Below are 20,082 nucleotides of genomic sequence, written 5' to 3'. Positions count from 1 at the left end.
GCCCTGATACTGCAGAGCAAAGTTCAGGCCGTCCACCAGACCAAAGAAGTCCTGGTTACGGTAGGTCGCGACGCCGTTAGCACGTTGCTGCAGGAAGTTGTCAGCGCCGTAGGTATCGCCGCCAAATTCTGGCAGAACGTCTGTCCAGGAAGTTACGTCGTAGATTACGCCGTAGTTACGACCGTAATCAAAGGAGCCTGCTTCAGCAAACTTCAGACCTGCAAACGCAACACGGGTCCAGGACTTGTTGTCGCCTTCTTCCTGGTTGCCCTGAATCTGGTATTCCCACTGGCCGTAGCCGGACAGCTGATCGTTAACCTGGGTTTCACCCTTGAAGCCGATACGCATGTAGGTTTTATCGCCATCTGCGCCTGCGTCATCAGAGAAATAGTGCAGACCTGTTACTTTACCGTACAGATCCAGCTTGTTACCGTCTTTGTTGTAAATTTCGGCAGCGTTAACAACGCCTGCTGCCAGCATGGAAGTGACTGCCACTGCAACTAATTTAAGTTTCATCTTAAATGTTCCTTATAATTTTTTTTCAGTATTTCCTGAACCACTGTGAACGATTTCTAAACGAGGCTGCTCGTCAATGGCATGCTATTTTTAAAAATCTCGTAGTCTTATTTCAATAATAAGTTTCAAATTATTAAAGGTAATTTCAATTAGTGTGATCTCGATCGTGTGAAAAGGCGCTTATTCAAACAAAGCGCCCGAATTTTATACGATTATTAATTATGTTATCTGCGGGACTATTGCCATCGCTATAATTTCTGTGAGTTTTAGTATATTAAGTTAGATTTCGGTATTCCCGATGCGTAGAGGGGGGGCATTAGTTTTTGGGCTTAATAACAGTGAGTTAGGTAAGGGTTTAAACGTATATTGCGAATATTTGCATGGATGTGTCAGAATTGAATTATTACATTCAATGCTATCCATAGTGTTAATATTCATGGTTGACTAGTTTCATGTCGTTGTCAGTTTGTGTCAATTATCTTGTTGAACGTTTACAGAAGGTGTCAAATATAAACCGAAATTAAACAGACATCCTATTATTAGGATAAATATTCTGAGGTGCGATCACACTTTAAATTTATGTTAATTATGTTGCCGGGTTGAAATTTACCCGGCCGTGCGAGAAAACATTATTTTCTTGTTGCGTACCAGCAGAGTAACGACCCGGCGCAGACCATCAGGGCGCCTTGCCAGAACGAGAATGAGAGGGGGGAACTCAGCACTGCGGCGGCAAGCGCGGCTGAAAGCACCGGGGTAAAATAGGATACGGCAGCCAGAACCGTGACGTTACCGTGCAGGATGCCAATATTCCATGCGGCGTATCCAAACCCAAGGGCAATGCCGCACATGACGAGTTTCACCACCACCGGAAGCGTGAACATCATCTCTGGCTGATCGCTCAGGGCATATTTCACCCACAGACTCAGCGCGGTCAGTAAAACAAACAGGGTGATGCCGTTTTGTCCTTTCGCAAATTTGCTGGTGACCGTGCAGTAGGCGGCCCAGATAAAGGCCCCGGCAAACGCCAGCGCGTAGCTGAGCGGGCTGGAAACGATATTGCGGGTTATTTCATCAAGATGTAAACCCTGCTCACCGCCCAATACCCAGCAGACGCCCAGCAATGAGATAGCTAAGCCGGGTATCACCCACAGGGTAGATTTCTGTCCGTTGAACACAATGGCAAACACAATGGTCAGGCTTGGCCAGAGATAATTCACCATACCGACTTCAATCGCCTGCGATCGCGTTGCGGCATAGCCCAGCGACAGCGCCAGGCATATTTCGTAGCTGACAAATAAAACGCTGCCCGCAATAAGATACCGCGGCGAGAACCGTCTGATATCAGGAAATCCTACCGTCACCAGACACAGTAATCCGCTGAGGGTGTAGATCATCGCCGCACCGCCTACCGGCCCCAGTCCCTCACTCACGCTGCGAATAAGGCCGACCATGGTGCTCCATAACAGTATTGCCGCCAGCCCAATAAGCGTTGCCTTTTTTCTGTCCATTACTTCGCCATTGCAATAAAAATCAAAGGAAAAATGTATCGCATTACGCCTGTCGCTGTCGTGAATTATTCTCTTAAGCCGTTAATCAAAAAGGGGTAATGAAATGTACCGGGGGTGACTATTAAGGGGGGGAAGACAGATGACCTTGATTTGACGCAAAAAAATCAGGGGCTTTGCTGTTAGTTTGCGGCGCGAAATGTTTTCAGATAACGAGGACAACGATGGACGTCAGCCGCAGACAATTTTTTAAAATCTGCGCGGGCGGTATGGCCGGAACAACGGCAGCCATGCTGGGATTTGCTCCCAAAATGGCGCTGGCTCAGGCACGCAACTATAAGCTGCTGCGCGCGAAAGAGATCCGTAACACCTGCACATACTGCTCCGTAGGTTGTGGGCTTTTGATGTATAGCCTGGGCGATGGCGCAAAGAACGCCAGAGAAGCGATTTACCACATTGAAGGGGACCCGGATCATCCGGTGAGCCGCGGGGCGCTTTGCCCGAAAGGGGCGGGGCTGCTGGACTATGTTCACAGTGAAAATCGCCTGCGCTACCCGGAATACCGCGCGCCGGGTTCTGATAAATGGCAGCGAATCTCCTGGGATGAGGCCTTCTCCCGTATTGCCAAATTAATGAAAGCCGACCGCGACGCCAACTTTATTGAAAAGAACGCGCAGGGCGTAACGGTTAACCGCTGGCTCTCCACCGGGATGCTGTGCGCGTCTGCGGCGAGTAATGAAACCGGCATGCTGACGCAAAAATTTGTGCGCTCTCTCGGCATGCTGGCGGTAGACAACCAGGCGCGCGTCTGACACGGACCAACGGTAGCAAGTCTTGCTCCAACATTTGGTCGCGGTGCGATGACCAACCACTGGGTTGATATCAAAAACGCGAACGTCGTGGTGGTGATGGGCGGTAACGCCGCAGAAGCCCATCCGGTAGGATTCCGCTGGGCGATGGAGGCGAAAAACAACAACGATGCGACGCTTATCGTCGTCGATCCGCGCTTTACGCGCACGGCATCGGTGGCCGATATCTATGCGCCAATCCGCTCCGGTACGGACATTACGTTCCTGTCCGGCGTGCTGCTGTACCTGATCGAAAACAACAACATTAACGCGGAATACGTTAAGCACTACACCAACGCGAACCTGCTGGTGCGGGATGACTTTGCCTTCGATGACGGGCTGTTTAGCGGCTATGACGCCGAAAAACGCCAGTACGACAAAGCGTCCTGGAACTATCAGTTCGATGAAAACGGCTATGCGATGCGGGATGAAACCCTGACGCATCCGCGCTGCGTATGGAACCTGCTGAAGCAGCACGTTTCCCGCTATACGCCGGACGTGGTGGAAAACATCTGTGGCACGCCGAAAGCGGACTTCCTGAAGGTGTGTGAAGTGCTGGCCTCCACCAGCGCCGCCGACAGAACCACCACGTTCCTGTACGCGCTGGGCTGGACGCAGCACACCGTTGGCGCGCAGAACATCCGCACCATGGCGATGATCCAGCTGCTGCTCGGCAACATGGGCATGGCGGGGGGCGGCGTAAACGCGCTGCGGGGTCACTCCAACATCCAGGGGCTGACCGACCTCGGTCTGCTCTCGACCAGCCTGCCGGGCTACCTGACGCTGCCGTCTGAAAAGCAGACGGATCTGCAAAGTTATCTGGCGGCGAATACGCCAAAAGCGACGCTGCCGGACCAGGTGAACTACTGGAGCAACTATCCGAAGTTCTACGTCAGCCTGATGAAATCCTTCTACGGCGACGCGGCGCAGAAAGAGAACGACTGGGGCTTTGAGTGGCTGCCGAAGTGGGACCAGGCTTACGATGTCATCAAGTATTTCAACATGATGGATAAGGGCAACGTCACGGGCTACATCTGCCAGGGCTTTAACCCGGTGGCCTCCTTCCCGGACAAAAACAAGGTTGTGCGTAGCCTCAGCAAGCTGAAGTACATGGTGGTGATCGATCCGCTGGTGACCGAGACCTCCACCTTCTGGCAGAACCACGGGGAATCGAACGATGTCGACCCGGCATCGATTCAGACCGAAGTGTTCCGCCTGCCGTCCACCTGTTTTGCGGAAGAGGACGGCTCGATAGCCAACTCCGGCCGTTGGCTGCAGTGGCACTGGAAAGGCCAGGACGCCCCGGGCGAAGCGCGTAACGACGGCGAAATCCTTGCCGGGATTTACCATCGCCTGCGCGAGATGTACCGCACCGAAGGCGGTAAAGGCGCTGAGCCGCTGCTGAAGATGAGCTGGAGCTACAAGCAGCCGGATCGTCCCGAGTCTGAAGAAGTCGCGAAAGAGAACAACGGCATGGCGCTGGCGGATCTCTATGATGCTAACGGCAATCTGGTGGCGAAGAAAGGCCAGCTGCTGAACAGCTTCGCGCTGCTGCGCGACGACGGCACGACGGCGTCGTCCTGCTGGATCTACACCGGCAGCTGGACGGAGCAGGGTAACCAGATGGCCAACCGTGACAACGCTGACCCTTCCGGGTTGGGCAATACGCTGGGCTGGGCATGGGCGTGGCCGCTGAACCGTCGCGTGCTGTACAACCGCGCGTCTGCAGACGTAAACGGCAAGCCGTGGGATCCGAAGCGCATGCTGATCCAGTGGAACGGGGAGAAATGGACGGGGAACGATATCCCGGACTACAACACCGCCGCGCCGGGCAGCAACACCGGGCCGTTTATCATGCAGCCGGAAGGGCTGGGACGCCTGTTTGCGCTCAACAAGCTGGCGGAAGGGCCGTTCCCGGAGCACTACGAGCCGATGGAGACACCGCTGGGCACCAACCCGCTGCACCCGAACGTGGTCTCCAGCCCGGTGGTGCGTATCTACGAAGACGACGCGCTGCGTCTGGGCAAAAAGGACAAATTCCCGTACGTGGGGACGACCTATCGCCTGACCGAGCATTTCCACACCTGGACCAAGCACGCGCGGCTGAACGCCATCGCGCAGCCGGAGCAGTTTGTGGAGATCAGCGAGACGCTGGCGAAGGCGAAAGGTATTGCCAACGGCGACCGCGTGAAGGTGAGCAGCAAGCGCGGCTTTATTCGCGCGGTGGCGGTGGTGACCCGTCGTTTGCAAAGTCTGAACGTGCACGGGCAGCAGGTGGAAACCGTCGGTATCCCGCTGCACTGGGGCTTTGAAGGCGTGGCGCAGAAAGGCTACATCGCCAATACCCTGACGCCAAACGTCGGCGATTCCAACTCGCAAACGCCGGAATACAAAGCGTTTCTGGTCAACATCGAGAAAGCGTAAGGAGCGATTCAATGGCGATGGAAACACAAGACATTATCAAACGCTCCGCGACTAACCCGATAACGCCCGCGCCTCGCGCGCGGGACTACAAGGCAGAAGTCGCCAAGCTTATCGACGTCTCCTCCTGCGTGGGCTGCAAGGCCTGCCAGGTGGCCTGCTCGGAGTGGAACGATATCCGCGATGAGGTGGGGCACTGCGTGGGTGTCTACGACAATCCGGCGGATCTGAGCGCCAAATCCTGGACGGTGATGCGTTTTAGCGAAACTGACCAGAACGGCAGGCTGGAGTGGCTGATCCGCAAAGACGGCTGCATGCACTGTGAAGATCCGGGCTGCCTGAAGGCGTGCCCTTCAGCGGGCGCGATTATTCAGTACGCCAACGGAATCGTCGACTTCCAGCAGGACAACTGCATCGGCTGTGGGTACTGCATCGCGGGCTGTCCGTTCAATATCCCGCGCCTCAATAAAGAGGATAACCGGGTATACAAATGCACCCTGTGCGTGGACCGCGTCAGCGTCGGGCAGGAGCCTGCGTGCGTGAAGACATGTCCCACCGGGGCGATCCACTTCGGCACCAAAAAAGAGATGCTGGACGTGGCGCAGCAGCGCGTCGATAAGCTCAAAGCGCGGGGCTACGACAAAGCGGGCATTTACAACCCGCAGGGCGTGGGCGGTACCCACGTGATGTATGTGCTGCACCACAGTGACCAGCCGGAGCTGTACCACAAACTGCCGAAGGATCCGGCGATCGATACGTCCATCAACCTGTGGAAAGGGGCACTTAAACCGCTCTCGGCGGCGGGCTTTATCGCAACCTTTGCGGGGCTGATTTATCACTACATCGGTATTGGGCCAAACAAAGAGGTGGATGACGACGAGGAGGAGCATCATGAGTAAGTCGAAAATGATAGTGCGCACGAAGTTTGTCGATCGCGCCTGTCACTGGACGGTGGTGATCTGCTTCTTCCTGGTGGCGGTATCGGGAATTTCGTTCTTCTTCCCGACGCTGCAGTGGCTGACCGAAACCTTCGGTACGCCGCAGATGGGGCGCATTCTGCACCCGTTCTTCGGCGTGCTGATTTTCGTGGTGCTGATGTTTATGTTCGTGCGCTTCGTCCATCACAATATTCCTGACAAGCAGGATATCCCGTGGGTGAAAGGGATTGTCGAAGTCCTGAAGGGTAACGAGCACAAAGTCGCGAAGGTGGGGAAATACAACGCCGGGCAGAAGATGATGTTCTGGACCATCATGAGCATGATTTTTGTGCTGCTGGTGACCGGCGTGATGATCTGGCGTCCGTATTTTGCGCATTATTTCCCGATTCAGGTGGTGCGTTACGCGCTGCTGATCCACGCGACGTCTGCCATCATCCTGATTCATGCCATCCTGATCCATATGTATATGGCGTTCTGGGTGAAAGGGTCAATCAAAGGGATGATTGAAGGGAAGGTGAGCCGCCGCTGGGCGCAGAAACACCACCCGCGCTGGTACCGTGATGTGGAGCGACTGGAAGCAAAACAGGAAAGTACGGAAGGGATTAAGTAAGACCTGCGCCGTCGGCTTTGCCCGGCGGCGCTGCGCTTGCGCGGGCCTACTCTTCAAATCAGAACCGCTCTTCCACATACCGGAACGGATATTTTGTGGGTTTGACTTTGCCGATTTTGCGCTTCGGTAAATCCACCTTGTCGACGTGAATTTCTTTATACGGGATCTGCGAAAGCAGATGCGAAATAATATTCAGGCGCACGCGTTTTTTATCTTCTGAACGTGCCACAAACCACGGCGCCCAGGCGGTATCTGTGGCTTCAAACATAGCGTCGCGCGCGAGGGTATACTCGTCCCACAGGTTAAAGGATTTAATATCCATCGGCGATAGCTTCCAGATCTTACGGCCATCGTTAATACGGTCGCGCAGGCGACGCTCTTGCTCTTTAGGCGTCACCTCCAGCCAGTACTTCAGCAGGATAATCCCGGCATCGACCATCGCTTTTTCCATCACCGGTGCGCCATCCAAAAATTTCTCCACCTGTTCCTCCGTGCAGAACCCCATAACCCGCTCAACGCCCGCGCGGTTATACCAGCTGCGATCGAATATCACGATCTCGCCTGCCGAAGGCAGGTGCGGCACATAGCGCTGGAAGTAGAGCTGGCTTTTTTCTTTTTCAGTTGGGGCAGGGAGCGCAACAACGCGAAACACGCGAGGGCTGACGCGCTCGGTGATCGCTTTGATGGTGCCGCCTTTACCGGCACCGTCGCGTCCTTCAAAAACAATACACACTTTGAGTCCTTTGGCGACGACCCACTGCTGGAGCTTAACCAGTTCAACGTGCAGGCGACGAAGCTCTTTTTCGTACTCTTTGGTCTTCAGCACGGGTTTAACCACGCTATCTACACTCGCTTTGGTCACGGTCACTGCTTTGGTTTTATTCTGTTTTGCGTTTCCCATGATAATCCTCATCTCCGGAACGTGTGATGTGCTTAGAAGGAACTAACACTTTGAAGTGTAATGCTGACATGCAACCTTCGCGGGAATTTTTGATATGTGTGTCTGATAAGCGTGTTTCTCTTCATCAGGGAACGGGGTAGAATGGTGAATGATACTGTATGAATAAACAGGTGGTGTGATGGCATTGATTTTTGAGGGCGAAAAAATCGGTCGTACTCGTTTTACCGGCGAGAAAATAGAGAATGCGATCTTTCGTAACTGCGACTTTTCAGGCACGGATTTAACCAGCACGGAGTTTATCGGCTGTCAGTTCTATGACCGGGAAAGCCAGCAGGGCGCTAAGTTTACTCGGGCGCAGCTTAAAGATGCTATTTTCAAAAGCTGCGATTTATCGATGGCAGATTTCAGGCATTCGAATGCCTTAGGCATCGAAATCCGTGAATGCAGGGCGCAAGGGGCTGATTTTCGCGGTGCCAGTTTTATGAACATGATCACCACGCGTACCTGGTTTTGCAGTGCTTATATAACAAAAAGCAACCTGAGCTATGCCAATTTTTCGAAGGTGGTTCTGGAAAAATGCGAGTTGTGGGAAAACCGCTGGAACGGCGCGCAGATCCTGGGGGCAACTTTCAGTGGTTCGGATATGTCAGGCGGCGAGTTTTCTTCATTTGACTGGCGTGCAGCAAATTTCACACACTGCGATTTAACCAATTCGGAACTGGGTGAACTGGACGTGCGTGGCACTGATCTACAGGGTGTTAAGCTGGACAGTTATCAGGTGTCGCAAATTATGGAACGCCTTGGCATCGCGATTATCGGCTGAAAATATTCACAGCCTGCGCTGTATAAATGGATTAACGTGTCAGTCTGCCAGTTTGAACTGGCTCACCATACAAGATTATTCAATAATGCCCGCTGCGAGTGATTAACCCGTGGTTGAGGTATGAAAAAGACAATATTATCGTTGGCGCTTGGCACATTTGGCCTGGGCATGGCCGAATTTGGCATTATGGGCGTGTTAACCGAGCTGGCGCATGACACCGGTATTTCGATTCCCTCCGCCGGGAATATGATCTCATTTTATGCCTTCGGCGTGGTGATTGGCGCCCCGATTATGGCGCTGTTCTCAGGCAAGTTCTCGTTAAAAACGACGCTGCTGTTTCTGGTTGCCCTGTGCGCGGTGGGGAACGCCCTGTTTACCTTTTCATCATCATATTTCTGGCTGGCGACGGGACGCTTAATTTCCGGTTTTCCGCACGGCGCGATTTTCGGCGTCGGGGCGATTATCCTCTCTAAAATTGCGCCGCCGGGGAAGGTGACGGTCGCAGTAGCGGGAATGATCGCCGGGATGACCGTGGCCAACCTGGTAGGCGTCCCTCTGGGTACCTGGCTGGGGCACCAGTTCAGCTGGCGTTATACCTTTTTCCTGATTGCGGTGTTCGACGCGCTGGTGATCCTCTCGGTTCTGCTCTGGGTGCCGGACATCCACGACACATCGGAAATCAAATTGACCGAGCAGTTCCACTTTCTGAAAAAACCAGAACCCTGGCTGATTTTTGCCGCCACCATGTTTGGCAACGCCGGGGTGTTCGCGTGGTTCAGCTTCGTTAAACCGTTTATGGTCAACGTTTCAGGCTTCACCGAAGGCGTGATGACGATCATCATGATGCTGATGGGGCTTGGCATGGTGCTGGGCAACCTGTTGAGCGGCAAACTCTCGGGGCGTTTTAGCCCGCTGCGCATTGCGGCGACCACCGACATGGTGATTGTCGCCTCGCTGCTGCTGCTTTTCGCCTGTGGTGAACTCAAAACGGCCTCGCTGATCATGGGCTTTATCTGCTGTGCCGGGCTGTTCGCGCTCTCTGCGCCGCTGCAGATCCTGCTTCTGCAAAATGCGAAGGGCGGCGAGATGCTGGGGGCGGCCGGGGGGCAGATGGCGTTTAATCTCGGCAGCGCGATCGGGGCGTACTTTGGCGGGATGATGATTACCCTCGGCTTTAGCTGGCGCTACGTCACGCTGCCTGCGGCGATACTCTCGTTCTCGGCCATGAGTGCACTGTTGATCTACGGTTACCTGCGGGCCAGACGGGCTCAGGCTAACGCTCGCGCGCTAGCCTGATTGAAGTCAGGCAAGCCAGGGCTCGCCCAGGGTCAGCATCAGGCGGTTGGCCCAGGCGAAGAACGCGGCGGACTGCACCAGATCAAGCTGGGCTAAGGTGTCCAGCCCCTCTTTTTCCAGCGCGGCAAGGTGCAGCGGCGTGGCGGCAGGTGGGGTAACCGACAGCGCCGCTGCAAAATCGATTTCTGACTGCCAGCGCGCAGATTGTCCCTCGCTCAGGGATTGTCCTGGACGCACGGCCAGCAGGGCCTCTACCGCCGCGTCATCCTTTGACAGCTGGCTGGCTTTCCGCGCATGGACAGATGCGCAGTAGATGCAGCCGTTAATTTTACTGGCGACCGTTGCGGCCAGCTCGCGCTCGGCGCGCGGCAATCCCCCCGGCGTATAAAAAATCCCTTTATCCGTTAGCGTGCGCTGTTCAAGCACCGGCAGGTTGCGCCCCAGCAGGCGGAAATAGTCGGAATCGGTGTGGCCAAACTTCGCCAGTATAGCAACCTCGTCATCACGAAAATCCGCCAGCGGTTTGGCGGCGATCCACGGCTCCCAGCCCAGTTCCTGCTGGGTAAACGCGACGGGAGCCGCCTTCCCGGTGGCCGTGGTTGCGGTCGTGTGCCAGACGCCTGCCGCCACCGGCGCTTCGCTTTTGGCGACGGGTTTGTCGTTCAGCAGCCGCAGCCCGGCAATCAGTCGGCTCTGGAAGCTGACAAACGCGATAAGCTGCGCCAGGGTCACGATACCTTCCTTGCTCCATCCCGCCTGGGTCAGCGCCCTTAACGATGTCGGCGTGGCTTCGACGGGGGAGAAGGTCAGCAGGCGCGCGAAATTGAGCGCCGGGGTCAGGCGTTCAGAGGTCGGGTCGGCCAGACCAAACCCCGCATAGTGCGCGGCCAGCGCCTCCGCGTTGTGCCACCTGGCGACTTTTGCCGCGACGGCGAAGCGCTCGTCCAGCGCAAAATCGCTATCCTGCTGGGTAAATAAGATTTCGTAGCTGCCCTGTGCGTGGCGCGTGGCGGCGTCCCGCGTGGCGCGCGCCTCTGCCAGAGGGGAACCGGGTTTAATTTCCGCCAGCTCGGCGAGAATGTCGTGACTTAATGACATAGGTATCTCCTCAATGGATATGGGGGGCAATATGTTCGGCGATCAGTTCGATGGAGCGCAGCGTGTCGCGATGGGTGGGCTCGACCGAATGGACCTGGAATGAGATGTCCGTGGCGCGCCGAAGTACGGAATCGGCCTGCAGCGAACGCAGCACTGTCTCAGGCGAACCAATATGGGCGTCGAACTGGCGACGAAAATCTGTGACAGTGTCACCTTTAACCACGTGTCCGGCAGCGCGATGCTGCTGGGCCTGTTTCGTGAGACCCGGCGTTGCAACCTTCAGCGCATAGTCATCGCTGTCGGCGACGAATGCCGTACGAGAAGCCAGAATGCGCGGTGCGGTACCGGCGGGCAGCGCCTCAAGGTAGGCATCCACAATTGGGTTCTGGATCGCGTCAAGCGTTAAATCCAACTGGTCTGCCGGGCGCGGCTGCGTGCGGGAGAGCATTAAACCGTGTCCGGCTTGCGCGGCGCGAACGGCACCGTCGACCGAAAAGGTGGCAATCCAGATCCGGTCAGCCAGTTGTGGCGCTGGCGGGTAAAGGTGGTTATCCGGATGGGTGAGCGAATCCCCGCGCCAGGCGCTCTGGATCACATGTAGATGGTCGGCAAAAGCCGCGCCGCGCTGTTCAAACGTCAGTCCGAACGGCAGGAAAGAGGTCGGTGTGCCGCCCGAACCAAAACCGACTTCGAGACGTCCATCGGCGAGTAAATCGAGCACGGCGGCATCTTCTGCGACGCGGAGCGGGTTTTCCATCGGCAGGGTAATGATGGCCGTACCCAGGCGGATGGTTTCGGTATGTGCGGCTACGTGCGCCAGAAACAGCAGCGGCGAAGGCAGTCCGCCTTCAGTTTCGTGAAAGTGGTGCTGCGCAATCCAGGCGCTGTCAAAACCGTGGCGTTCGGCGTGGTGGATCTGTTCAGTTGCCAGACGATAGCGCTCCTTCGGCGTGGCGTCGTCAAGCAGGCGGGTGAAAAATCCCAGGCGTTTTCGCGTCATGCGAACTCCTCCGTAGCGGGTGAAAAATGGGGAATGGCGGCAATCAGTTCGCGGGTATAGTCGTTCTGTGGCGACGTGAATAAGGTTTCGACGTCACCGTGTTCGACCACCTGACCGCTGCGCAGCACCGTGACGCTGTGGGCGATCCGGCGAACGGTGGAGAGATCGTGCGTGATGAACAGATAGGTTAATCCCAGCTGTTGCTGCAGCTGCTGAAGCAGAGCCAGAATCTGCGCCTGTACGGTGACGTCCAGCGCGGAGGTGGCTTCGTCCAGCACCAGAATAGTCGGCTCCAGGATCAGCGCCCGGGCGATGGCCACGCGCTGGCGCTGCCCGCCTGAAAGCTCTCTGGCCGTACGGGTCAGGAGTTCGACGGGCAGGGCAACCCGCTGCGCCACGGTCTCCACCTGGGCCTTTCGCTCCGCCTTAGCGAAGCGAGAAAAATTCTTCAGGGGCTCTTCGATGATGTCAAACAGCGTCTGACGCGGGTCGAGAGAGGCGAACGGGTTCTGGTAAACAAACTGGATCTTCTGGCGCAGCTGACGGCGGGCCTCGCGGCTGAGCGCGGTGGCATCAATGTCATCAATAATGACCTGTCCGTTATCCGCCTGTTCAAAACCCAGCAAAATACGGGCGAGGGTGGTCTTCCCGGAGCCGGACTCACCGACCAGCGCATGGGTGCTGCCGCGTCTGACGTCAAACGTCACCCGATCCAGCGCCTGAAGCTGATGACCTTTACCCAGCGAGAACCGTTTGCTGATGGCGCGGGCGCGAATGGCCGGTGACGAGAGCGGAAGACCTGATACCGGGGCGATGGTCAGACGCTGGCCCTGGAGATCGCTCAGTAGCTGACGGGTGTAGGCGTGCTGCGGCGTGCGGACAATATCGACGGTGCTGCCTTGCTCCTGAACCTCACCGTTGCGAAAAACCAGCAGCCTGTCAGCGCGCTGAGCGGCCAGGGCCAGATCGTGGGTGACAAACAGAACGGCAGTACCCGATTCCCGGCGCAGGATATCCAGCAGATCAAGAATGCGTTTTTGCACCGTCACGTCCAGCGCGCTGGTGGGCTCATCGGCAATGATCACGTCCGGGCGCAGGGCAATGGCGATGGCAATCAGCACGCGCTGTTTCATCCCGCCGGAGAGCTGATGCGGATACTGCGTCATGCGCTGTTCGGGGTGGCTCAGGCCGACCTTTCTCAGCAGGGCGAGCACCTGCTCGTCACGCTGGAGAGCCGTTACCTTTTGGTGCAGCTGAATAATTTCCCCGACCTGCACGCCGATCGTCTTCACCGGGTTGAGTGAATTACCCGGATCCTGCGGAACCAGGCTGATTCGCGCCCCGCGAAGGGTATCGAGACGCTTCGCTGACCACCGGCTAATCTCCTCGCCGTTGAGCACGATTTTTCCCGCATCGCGCCGGGCGTTATCCGCCAGCAGGCCAATGATTGCCTGTGCCGTGGTCGTTTTGCCGGATCCGGATTCGCCGACAAAGGCCAGCATTTCCCCTCGCCTGAGGGTAAAACTGACGTTATGTACCACCTCGCGCCACTGGCGCGCGGTACGGTAGCTGATCGTCACATTTTCCACTGAGAGAACGGTCATTAGCGACCTCCGCTGAACTGTTGGCTGATACGGTTGGTGGCCAGCACCACGGCGATGACGACGACGCCGGGGAAGGTGGTTAACCACCAGGCGGTAGAGAGATAGTTACGGCCTTCGGCAATCAATAAGCCCCATTCCGGCACGGGCGGCGGGGTGCCGTAACCGAGAAAACTCAGCGTGGAGAGCGCCAGGATGACCTGACCAAACTGCAGCGTGGCAAAGGCGAGGACGGCGGTTAACGCGTTGGGCAGGATGTGTCGCCACAGCACGGCGAAAAACGTCCCGCCGCTGCCAAACGCCGCCTCGACATAATCCGTGTGCCGGATGCGCACGACTTCACCGCGCGCGAGGCGGGCGAAGCTGGCAATGGAGGCAACGCCCACGGCAATCGCGGCGTTAACGGTGCCAAACCCGAGCAGAATAATGACCGTCAGCGAGAGCAGCAGAGACGGGATGGACAACAGCACGTCGACAAAACGCATCAGCAGAGACTCGACGCGTCCGGCGAACGCCCCGGCGATGACCCCCAGGCCGGTGCCTACCACCAGCCCCATCGTGACGGCAGCGAGCGCCGCGCTCAGGGAGTGGGACGCACCGTAGACAATACGGGTGTAAACATCGCGGCCAAGCTGATCGGTGCCGAGCCAGTGGCCCGCCTGAGGCGCCAGGCGCTGTGCGCCGGCGATGCCCTCAATCGGGCTGTAGTGGGTTAACAGGCCGGGCGCCACGGCGGCAAAAAGAGCGATAATAATCACCGCCCATGCCAGCCACAGTCCGGGCTGCCATTCCACTCCCTGCCACGCTGGAACGCGTTTTCGCGCGGCGGCAGCGTAATCGACCAGACTCATGATGCACCTCCGGTAACGGTTTGCAGGCGGGGATCCAACAGAGGCATCAGCAGATCCACCAGCAGATTGATCAGGACAAAACCGAGGGCGGAAATCATCACGACCGCCTGAAGCACGGCGATATCCTGGTTATTCACCGCCTGCTGGGTCAGCTGCCCGAGCCCGCTGCGGCCAAAAACGGTTTCCGTGATCAGCGCCCCGGCAATCAGCTCGCCCAGCAGCAATCCGGCAATATTCAGGACCGGCAGCAGGGCGTTGCCGGTAACGTGACGCCACAGGACGGCGGTTTCACTCAGCCCTTTGGCCCGGGCGACGGCGACAAACGGCTGCGTCGCCACCTGGTCCAGGCTGCGCATCAGAATTTGCGCCAGCGGGGCGGAAATCGGGATCGCGACGGTCACAATCGGCAGGATCAGCCCCTGCAGCGGCGTCGGGTTAATCACCGGAATCAGCCGCAGCTGGAAAGAAAAGAGCTGGATGAGGGCAATCCCCAGCCAGAACGTCGGTAAAGAGATAAACAGGACCGGCAGCGACTGCAGGGTATTACTCAGCCAGCGCAGACCCGGCAGGCGCGACGCAAAGGCCAGCGCAAATGCCAGCAGGACTGCGAGTACAAACGCGGGCAGGGCGAGACTCAGGGTATCCGGCAGATTGCTGGCAATCAGCTCGCTGACCGGCACCCCGGCCTGTAACGAATAGCCGAAATCCCCGCGCAGCATCGCCAGCAGCGTATGGCCGTATTGCTGCCACAGCGGGCTGTCCGCGCCATAGGCCACGCGCATCTCCTCGATTTGCGCCGGGCTCAAGCCCAGGTCCGGGTTCTGAAATTTAATCAGCACCGCGTCGCCCGGCAGCACCTGGAGCAACACGAACGAGAGGGTAAAGGCGGCCCACAGTACCAGCAGCCCGTGCCCAAAGCGTTGAAGAAGTGCGTGGCGCATCGTCAGCTCCTCAGTGTTTCTCAATCCACGCGCCGTAGAACGACGGGCGGCCGACCGCTTCAAAATTGACGCCTTTCAGCCACGGCGCACCGGCAAAGACCTGCGGCTCTTCGAAAATTGGAATGACGTAGGCGTTATCCAGCAGGTAGCGCTGGGCATCGCCGGTCAGCTGCAGGCGTTTTTTCGGATCGACTTCAGCAGAAATGTTCACCAGCAGTTCATTCAGCTTGTCGTCACGGAAGCTTTTGACCTTGTCGCTGGAGCCGCCTTTTTGCAGCAGCGCGTCGCGGTTAGCGGGGTAGAACATGCTTTTCACCACGTCCGGATCGGCGCGGCCAACTTCGGAGACGGTTAACGGGGTTTTCAGCGGATCAAGGCTATCCAGCGTGCGGCTGCCTGCGTCACCGGCTTTAACGCTCAGCGCCACTCCCACCTGTCGCCACTGCTGGGCAACCAGCTGCAGCACCTCTTTATTTTGTGGCTGCGGCAGGGATTCATACACCGTCAGCGCCAGCCGCTGGCCGTCTTTGGCGCGGATCCCGTCGCCGCCCGCTTTCCAGCCCGCCTCGTCCAGCAGCTGGTTGGCTTTAGCCGGGTCAAAGGTCAATTTATCGCTGAGATCGACAAAACCTGCGGCGGAATCGGCAATCACCGACTTCGCCTGCGGATAGTTGGCCGAGAAGAGGGTCTCGACCACCTGCTTTGCATTGGTGGCATGCAGCAGCGCCTGGCGTACGCGAATATCAGAGACCAGCGGGTTATCCGGGCGGAAGCTGATGCTGTCATTCACCCCGCGCGTCGGGGCGGCGTAGATTTTATAGCCCTGGTCTGTCGCCTGCTTTTCGTCATACGCCTGCACCTGACGAATAAAATCCGCCTGACCGGCCAGCAGGGCGCCGACGCGCACGCTGTCCTCCTGGGTCACAATAAACTTGATGCCGTCAAGATTGGCTGGCCCCTGCTGCGCCAGGTTTTTCGGTCCCCACTGGTAGTCCTTACGCGCTTCCAGCGTCACTTCGCGACCCAGCTTCTCGTCCTTCACCACAAACGGGCCGGAGCCAATAATATGCCGGGCATCACCCAGCTCTTCAAAGTTGCGCTTCAGCGTGCTGAGCGAGACCAGGCCCGACCCGATTGTGGCGGTGCCCTGCAGGAACCCAGGCGACGGTTTTTTGAAGTAGAACTTCACGGTCAGCGGGTCGATGACTTCGCTACGATCGTAGTTATTGATCACTTCTGACACTGGCAGGCGCTGCGCCTTGTTACCTAAGCCGTAGGTATCAAAGTTTTTCGCCACGGCGTTGGCGTCCAGCGGCGTGCCGTCGGAGAAAGTGATCCCAGGTCGAATTTTAAAGGTGTATTCGGTTTTATCGGCGTTGGTGGTCCAGCTTTCGGCCACCCAGGGTTCCACCTGCAGCGTCTTTGGGTTCTGCCACGTCAGTTTGTCGGTGATCTGGTTCAGGATGCCGCCGTTCGGGTAAAAGCCACCGGCAGGCGGATAGAGGTTGGTGTGCGCCTGTTGCTCCAGATAAATCAGCGTGCCGCCTTTGACGGGCGCATCCGCGGACCAGGCTGCGGTTGTCGTCAGAATCAGCGCCGTCAGCAGCGGCAGACGAAATGGGGTTTGCATGGTGAATTCCTTTGTTATCTTCTTGTTAGCGTCGGATTCATCATCGGGCGCGGGGGAAAACAAGGGAACAAAGGAATTGAGATAAGGATTGCCGGAAAATGGCTATAAAAAAACCGCCCCTGTCAGGAGCGGTAATTGAACGGTGGGTGATTATGAACGCAGGTCAATCACCATACGGCCGCGGATCTGGCCCTGTTCCATCTCTTTAAAGATGGCGTTGATATCCTCGATCGGGCGCATCGTGACTTTCGGCACGACCTTGCCTTCAGCGGCGAACTGGAAGGCTTCCTGCAGATCCTGACGGGTACCGACGAGCGAACCCACTACCTGAATGCCGTCCAGCACCAGGCGCGGAATGTCGAGGCTCATGGCTTCCGGCGGCAGACCAACGGCCACCACGCGGCCACCGGCACGCACGGCATCAACGGCTGAGTTGAAGGCGGCTTTTGCGACGGCAGTGACGACTGCGGCATGCGCGCCGCCGGTTTTCTCCTGCACAATTTTAGCGGCATCTTCGCTGCGGGAGTTGATGGTGAGATCCGCACCCATGCTGGCCGCCAGCTTCAGCTGTTCGTCGTTAACGTCAAGGGCGATGACTTTGGCGTTAAAGACGTTTTTGGCGTACTGCAGCGCGAGGTTGCCCAGCCCGCCCAGACCGTAAATCGCAATCCACTGGCCCGGTTTAATACCCGACACCTTCACTGCTTTATAGGTGGTGACGCCAGCGCAGGTGATGCTGCTGGCCGCCGCCGAATCCAGACCGTCCGGCACTTTTACCGCGTAATCTGCGGTGACGATGCACTCTTCCGCCATCCCGCCGTCGACGGAGTAACCGGCGTTTTTCACGTCACGGCACAGGGTTTCGTTGCCGGTATTACAGTATTCGCAGTGGCCACAGCCTTCAAAGAACCAGGCCACGCTTGCGCGGTCGCCGACTTTCAGCGACTTCACGCCAGGGCCGACTTCTTTTACGATACCAATCCCTTCATGGCCCAGGATAACCCCGGTTTTATCGCCGAAATCACCGTTCTTCACGTGGAGGTCGGTATGGCATACGCCACAGCACTCCATTTTCAGCAGGGCTTCCCCATGCTTTAGCGGGCGTAAGGTTTTTTCGGTAACGTTGACCTGGTGATCCTGAGTGACAACAGCAGCCTTCATGTGTATCTCCTTGTTCATGATAAGAATCTGCATAGCAGGTATAGTACCTCTTAAGGATTAATACATTAGCCTGGTAATGCAAGGCTGCGGCAACATAATGTCATCATTTGATTCGATTTCAGATTAAGAATACGGCGTTCCTCTAATAATTAAGGGGGAAAATTCTGGCCCGGCGAGATGCTCGCCGGGCGCAGACTTACAGCTGTGCTTCTATCTCCTCTATCTCTTTACGCCATTGCGCCTGTAGCTGCGGCTTTTGATGCTTCGGCTTACGCGCCAGATCGTCTTCCAGCAGCGTTTCCAGCGCGACCAGCCGCTCCAGCAGATCGTCATACGGCGAGGATTGAATCGTCGCGGCGACAGCGGGCGCAGCGGATGTCATAAGCCCCGCGCTTTCACGCAGACGCTCAAACACCGCTTCTGCATCGTGCCACTCGCTCAGTTTTCCCTCTTCAATCAGCCAGAAACGGTTGCAGCTTTGGCTAATTAACTGACGATCGTGGCTGACCAGCAGCACGCCGCCTTCAAACTGCTGAAGGGTTTGCGCCAGCGCCTCTTTGCCTTCCATGTCGAGGTGGTTGGTCGGCTCATCCAGCATCAGCAGGCTATAGCGGGCGAGCGTCAGGCCAACGAACAGCAGGCGCGAACGTTCACCACCGCTGAGCGTGCTGACCGTTTGCCCGTGACGCGCCCACGGGAAACCGGCGCTTATCAGGGCCATTTTGCGGTTCTGCGGATCCGGCGCGAAAGGTTCCAGCGCGTCGAGCAGCGTGGCGTCATCCGGCAGCTGATGAAGCGTCTGGTCGTAATAGCCTGGCGACACGCGCGGATGGATTTTCAACCCGCTGTCTGCGGACTCATCAGCAAATTGTTGCCAGATAAGCCTCATCAGCGACGATTTGCCGCAGCCGTTACGCCCGACAATCGCTACGCGATCGCCGCTTTTCAGCCGCGCCATGTCGATGTTAAACAGCGGCGGTAGCCCGGGCGCAGGCGGGACGCTGAGATTTTCCATCTCCAGCAGACGGTCAGCCCGCAGCGCGTCGCCGCGCAGAGTTAACGTCCACGGGCTGCCTGCCGTGAGCGCCGTCTGGCTCTCCTTCAGCCGTTCGACCTGTTTTTCCATCTGTTTGGCTTTGCGGGCCAGGTCTTCGTTGTCGTAAACCTTGCCCCAGGTCGCCAGCCGCTTCGCGCTGGCGGTCACGCGATCGATCTCCTTTTGCTCGGCCTTGTGGCGCTGGGCATCGCTTTCATCCTTTGCTTCAAGCGCCTTGCGGGCGGCCGTGCAGGGAAGGGCGAAGTAGTGCAGCGTTTTATCGCGCAGGATCCAACTGCCGTTGGTGACGGCATCCAGCAGCTGTCTGTCATGCGAGACCAGCACAAAGCTGCCCGACCAGTTCTGTAGGAAGTGTTCCAGCCAGAGCATTGTCGGGAGGTCCAGGTGGTTGCTGGGTTCATCCAGCAGGAGCAGATCCGGCTCGTGAATCAGCGCCCGCGCCAGCAGCAGGCGGGTGTGTTGCCCGCCGCTCAGCGTGGCGGATTGCAGCATCATATCCTGCGGCGTGAAGCCCATGCTCGCCAGCAGCGTTTCGGCTTTCCAGCGCAGACTGTCCCGTTCAGTTGAGGGCAACTGGGCCAGGACGGCATCCAGCATGGTCAGCGGAAAAATAGCGTCCGGGAGATGTTGCTCCACGCGCGCCATCAGGCAGTGCCCGGCCAGTGCTACCGTTCCGGCGGCAGGGGAGTCCGTGCCGTTCAGCACCTTCAGCAGCGTACTTTTGCCGCAGCCGTTGTCGCCCAGCAGGCCAATGCGGTCGCCTTTTTTCAGCGTAAAGGAGAGTGAGTCGAAGAGCGTGCCAAACGCCGTATCAACGCGTAAAGATTGTGCAGTGAGTAAAGTGCTCATTGTTGCTTACCCAAGAGTTACAGGCATGTTTATGCC

At 57.3% G+C, this 20,082-nt stretch carries 16 protein-coding genes; 5 read left to right on the top strand and 11 right to left on the bottom strand.

Translation table 11 applies throughout. The annotated features are described in order from the left end of the window. Both AC0TN7_RS23505 and yddG read right to left on the bottom strand, forming a co-directional pair. A partial coding sequence (locus AC0TN7_RS23505; protein WP_473702522.1) for a porin occupies window positions 1-516 on the bottom strand: 516 nt, incomplete at its 3' end. Between the two features lie 629 nt (window positions 517-1,145). After that, the gene (gene yddG, locus AC0TN7_RS23500) at window positions 1,146-2,024 is read right to left on the bottom strand and encodes an aromatic amino acid DMT transporter YddG (protein ID WP_061715068.1); all 879 of its coding nucleotides are present in this window, start codon (window positions 2,022-2,024) and stop codon (window positions 1,146-1,148) included. Window positions 2,025-2,245: 221 nt separating this feature from the next. Here yddG and fdnG point away from each other — a divergent pair, with 221 nt between their 5' ends. The 3 genes from fdnG to fdnI are packed head-to-tail and all read left to right on the top strand — an operon-like array spanning window position 2,246 to window position 6,838. Next, window positions 2,246-5,293: a formate dehydrogenase-N subunit alpha gene (fdnG, locus tag AC0TN7_RS23495; protein WP_473702521.1), complete on the top strand. Its 3,048-nt coding sequence runs from the start codon at window positions 2,246-2,248 to the stop codon at window positions 5,291-5,293. Window positions 5,294-5,304: 11 nt separating this feature from the next. Next, window positions 5,305-6,189 (top strand): formate dehydrogenase subunit beta, encoded by an 885-nt coding sequence (fdxH, locus tag AC0TN7_RS23490; protein ID WP_032647380.1) that lies wholly within the window; start codon window positions 5,305-5,307, stop codon window positions 6,187-6,189. Then, window positions 6,182-6,838, top strand: a complete 657-nt coding sequence (fdnI, locus tag AC0TN7_RS23485; RefSeq protein ID WP_048223347.1) for a formate dehydrogenase-N subunit gamma — start codon at window positions 6,182-6,184, stop codon at window positions 6,836-6,838. Before fdxH ends, fdnI begins: the two co-directional genes overlap by 8 nt. A 58-nt stretch (window positions 6,839-6,896) precedes the next feature. On the opposite strand, the gene ppk2 is transcribed toward fdnI, so the two are convergent. Continuing rightward, window positions 6,897-7,739: a polyphosphate kinase 2 gene (gene ppk2 / locus AC0TN7_RS23480; protein WP_032647376.1), complete on the bottom strand. Its 843-nt coding sequence runs from the start codon at window positions 7,737-7,739 to the stop codon at window positions 6,897-6,899. 178 nt (window positions 7,740-7,917) lie between these two features. On the opposite strand from ppk2, the gene AC0TN7_RS23475 reads away from it, so the two are divergent. Continuing rightward, window positions 7,918-8,562: a QnrE family quinolone resistance pentapeptide repeat protein gene (locus tag AC0TN7_RS23475; RefSeq protein WP_032647374.1), complete on the top strand. Its 645-nt coding sequence runs from the start codon at window positions 7,918-7,920 to the stop codon at window positions 8,560-8,562. 120 nt (window positions 8,563-8,682) lie between these two features. After that, window positions 8,683-9,858 (top strand): MFS transporter AraJ, encoded by a 1,176-nt coding sequence (gene araJ, locus AC0TN7_RS23470; RefSeq protein ID WP_473702520.1) that lies wholly within the window; start codon window positions 8,683-8,685, stop codon window positions 9,856-9,858. Between the two features lie 6 nt (window positions 9,859-9,864). On the opposite strand, the gene AC0TN7_RS23465 is transcribed toward araJ, so the two are convergent. The 8 genes from AC0TN7_RS23465 to AC0TN7_RS23430 all read right to left on the bottom strand — a co-directional run bounded on the left by AC0TN7_RS23465 (window position 9,865) and on the right by AC0TN7_RS23430 (window position 20,046). Then, window positions 9,865-10,956, bottom strand: a complete 1,092-nt coding sequence (locus AC0TN7_RS23465; protein WP_473702519.1) for an alkylhydroperoxidase domain protein — start codon at window positions 10,954-10,956, stop codon at window positions 9,865-9,867. A gap of 10 nt (window positions 10,957-10,966) precedes the next feature. Continuing rightward, window positions 10,967-11,956: a putative FMN-dependent luciferase-like monooxygenase gene (locus AC0TN7_RS23460; RefSeq protein WP_473702518.1), complete on the bottom strand. Its 990-nt coding sequence runs from the start codon at window positions 11,954-11,956 to the stop codon at window positions 10,967-10,969. After that, entirely contained in the window at window positions 11,953-13,560 is a 1,608-nt protein-coding gene (locus AC0TN7_RS23455) for a dipeptide ABC transporter ATP-binding protein (protein WP_473702517.1), read from the bottom strand. The genes AC0TN7_RS23460 and AC0TN7_RS23455 overlap by 4 nt, the downstream gene beginning before the upstream one ends. After that, on the bottom strand, window positions 13,560-14,408 hold the full coding sequence (locus tag AC0TN7_RS23450; protein ID WP_473702516.1) for an ABC transporter permease: 849 nt from the start codon (window positions 14,406-14,408) through the stop codon (window positions 13,560-13,562). Before AC0TN7_RS23450 ends, AC0TN7_RS23455 begins: the two co-directional genes overlap by 1 nt. Beyond that, window positions 14,405-15,349, bottom strand: coding sequence for an ABC transporter permease (locus tag AC0TN7_RS23445; RefSeq protein ID WP_024909556.1), 945 nt, complete (start codon window positions 15,347-15,349; stop codon window positions 14,405-14,407). Before AC0TN7_RS23445 ends, AC0TN7_RS23450 begins: the two co-directional genes overlap by 4 nt. Before the next feature lie 10 nt (window positions 15,350-15,359). After that, entirely contained in the window at window positions 15,360-16,979 is a 1,620-nt protein-coding gene (locus tag AC0TN7_RS23440; protein ID WP_473702515.1) for a TIGR04028 family ABC transporter substrate-binding protein, read from the bottom strand. Between the two features lie 150 nt (window positions 16,980-17,129). Then, window positions 17,130-18,140: an alcohol dehydrogenase AdhP gene (adhP, locus tag AC0TN7_RS23435; protein ID WP_032647362.1), complete on the bottom strand. Its 1,011-nt coding sequence runs from the start codon at window positions 18,138-18,140 to the stop codon at window positions 17,130-17,132. Window positions 18,141-18,336: 196 nt separating this feature from the next. Further along, window positions 18,337-20,046 carry an ABC-F family ATP-binding cassette domain-containing protein gene (locus AC0TN7_RS23430; protein ID WP_473702514.1) on the bottom strand — a complete coding sequence of 570 codons (1,710 nt, stop codon included), beginning with the start codon at window positions 20,044-20,046 and terminating at the stop codon, window positions 18,337-18,339. Window positions 20,047-20,082: the final 36 nt, after the last annotated feature.

It is taken from the genome of Enterobacter sp. PL_is511 (genome assembly GCF_055816065.1).
Note: the sequence above shows the minus strand (reverse complement) of the source record. Positions and strands in the feature narration are given on the sequence as shown.

What these genes read in the sequence shown, in the direction of transcription:
- yddG (WP_061715068.1), bottom strand. Translation starts at nt 2,024, where the DNA reads ATGGACAGAAAAAAGGCAACGCTTATTGGGCTGGCGGCAATACTGTTA.
- fdxH (WP_032647380.1), top strand. Translation starts at nt 5,305, where the DNA reads ATGGCGATGGAAACACAAGACATTATCAAACGCTCCGCGACTAACCCG.
- fdnI (WP_048223347.1), top strand. Translation starts at nt 6,182, where the DNA reads ATGAGTAAGTCGAAAATGATAGTGCGCACGAAGTTTGTCGATCGCGCC.
- ppk2 (WP_032647376.1), bottom strand. Translation starts at nt 7,739, where the DNA reads ATGGGAAACGCAAAACAGAATAAAACCAAAGCAGTGACCGTGACCAAA.
- AC0TN7_RS23475 (WP_032647374.1), top strand. Translation starts at nt 7,918, where the DNA reads ATGGCATTGATTTTTGAGGGCGAAAAAATCGGTCGTACTCGTTTTACC.
- araJ (WP_473702520.1), top strand. Translation starts at nt 8,683, where the DNA reads ATGAAAAAGACAATATTATCGTTGGCGCTTGGCACATTTGGCCTGGGC.
- AC0TN7_RS23465 (WP_473702519.1), bottom strand. Translation starts at nt 10,956, where the DNA reads ATGTCATTAAGTCACGACATTCTCGCCGAGCTGGCGGAAATTAAACCC.
- AC0TN7_RS23460 (WP_473702518.1), bottom strand. Translation starts at nt 11,956, where the DNA reads ATGACGCGAAAACGCCTGGGATTTTTCACCCGCCTGCTTGACGACGCC.
- AC0TN7_RS23455 (WP_473702517.1), bottom strand. Translation starts at nt 13,560, where the DNA reads ATGACCGTTCTCTCAGTGGAAAATGTGACGATCAGCTACCGTACCGCG.
- AC0TN7_RS23450 (WP_473702516.1), bottom strand. Translation starts at nt 14,408, where the DNA reads ATGAGTCTGGTCGATTACGCTGCCGCCGCGCGAAAACGCGTTCCAGCG.
- AC0TN7_RS23445 (WP_024909556.1), bottom strand. Translation starts at nt 15,349, where the DNA reads ATGCGCCACGCACTTCTTCAACGCTTTGGGCACGGGCTGCTGGTACTG.
- AC0TN7_RS23440 (WP_473702515.1), bottom strand. Translation starts at nt 16,979, where the DNA reads ATGCAAACCCCATTTCGTCTGCCGCTGCTGACGGCGCTGATTCTGACG.
- adhP (WP_032647362.1), bottom strand. Translation starts at nt 18,140, where the DNA reads ATGAAGGCTGCTGTTGTCACTCAGGATCACCAGGTCAACGTTACCGAA.
- AC0TN7_RS23430 (WP_473702514.1), bottom strand. Translation starts at nt 20,046, where the DNA reads ATGAGCACTTTACTCACTGCACAATCTTTACGCGTTGATACGGCGTTT.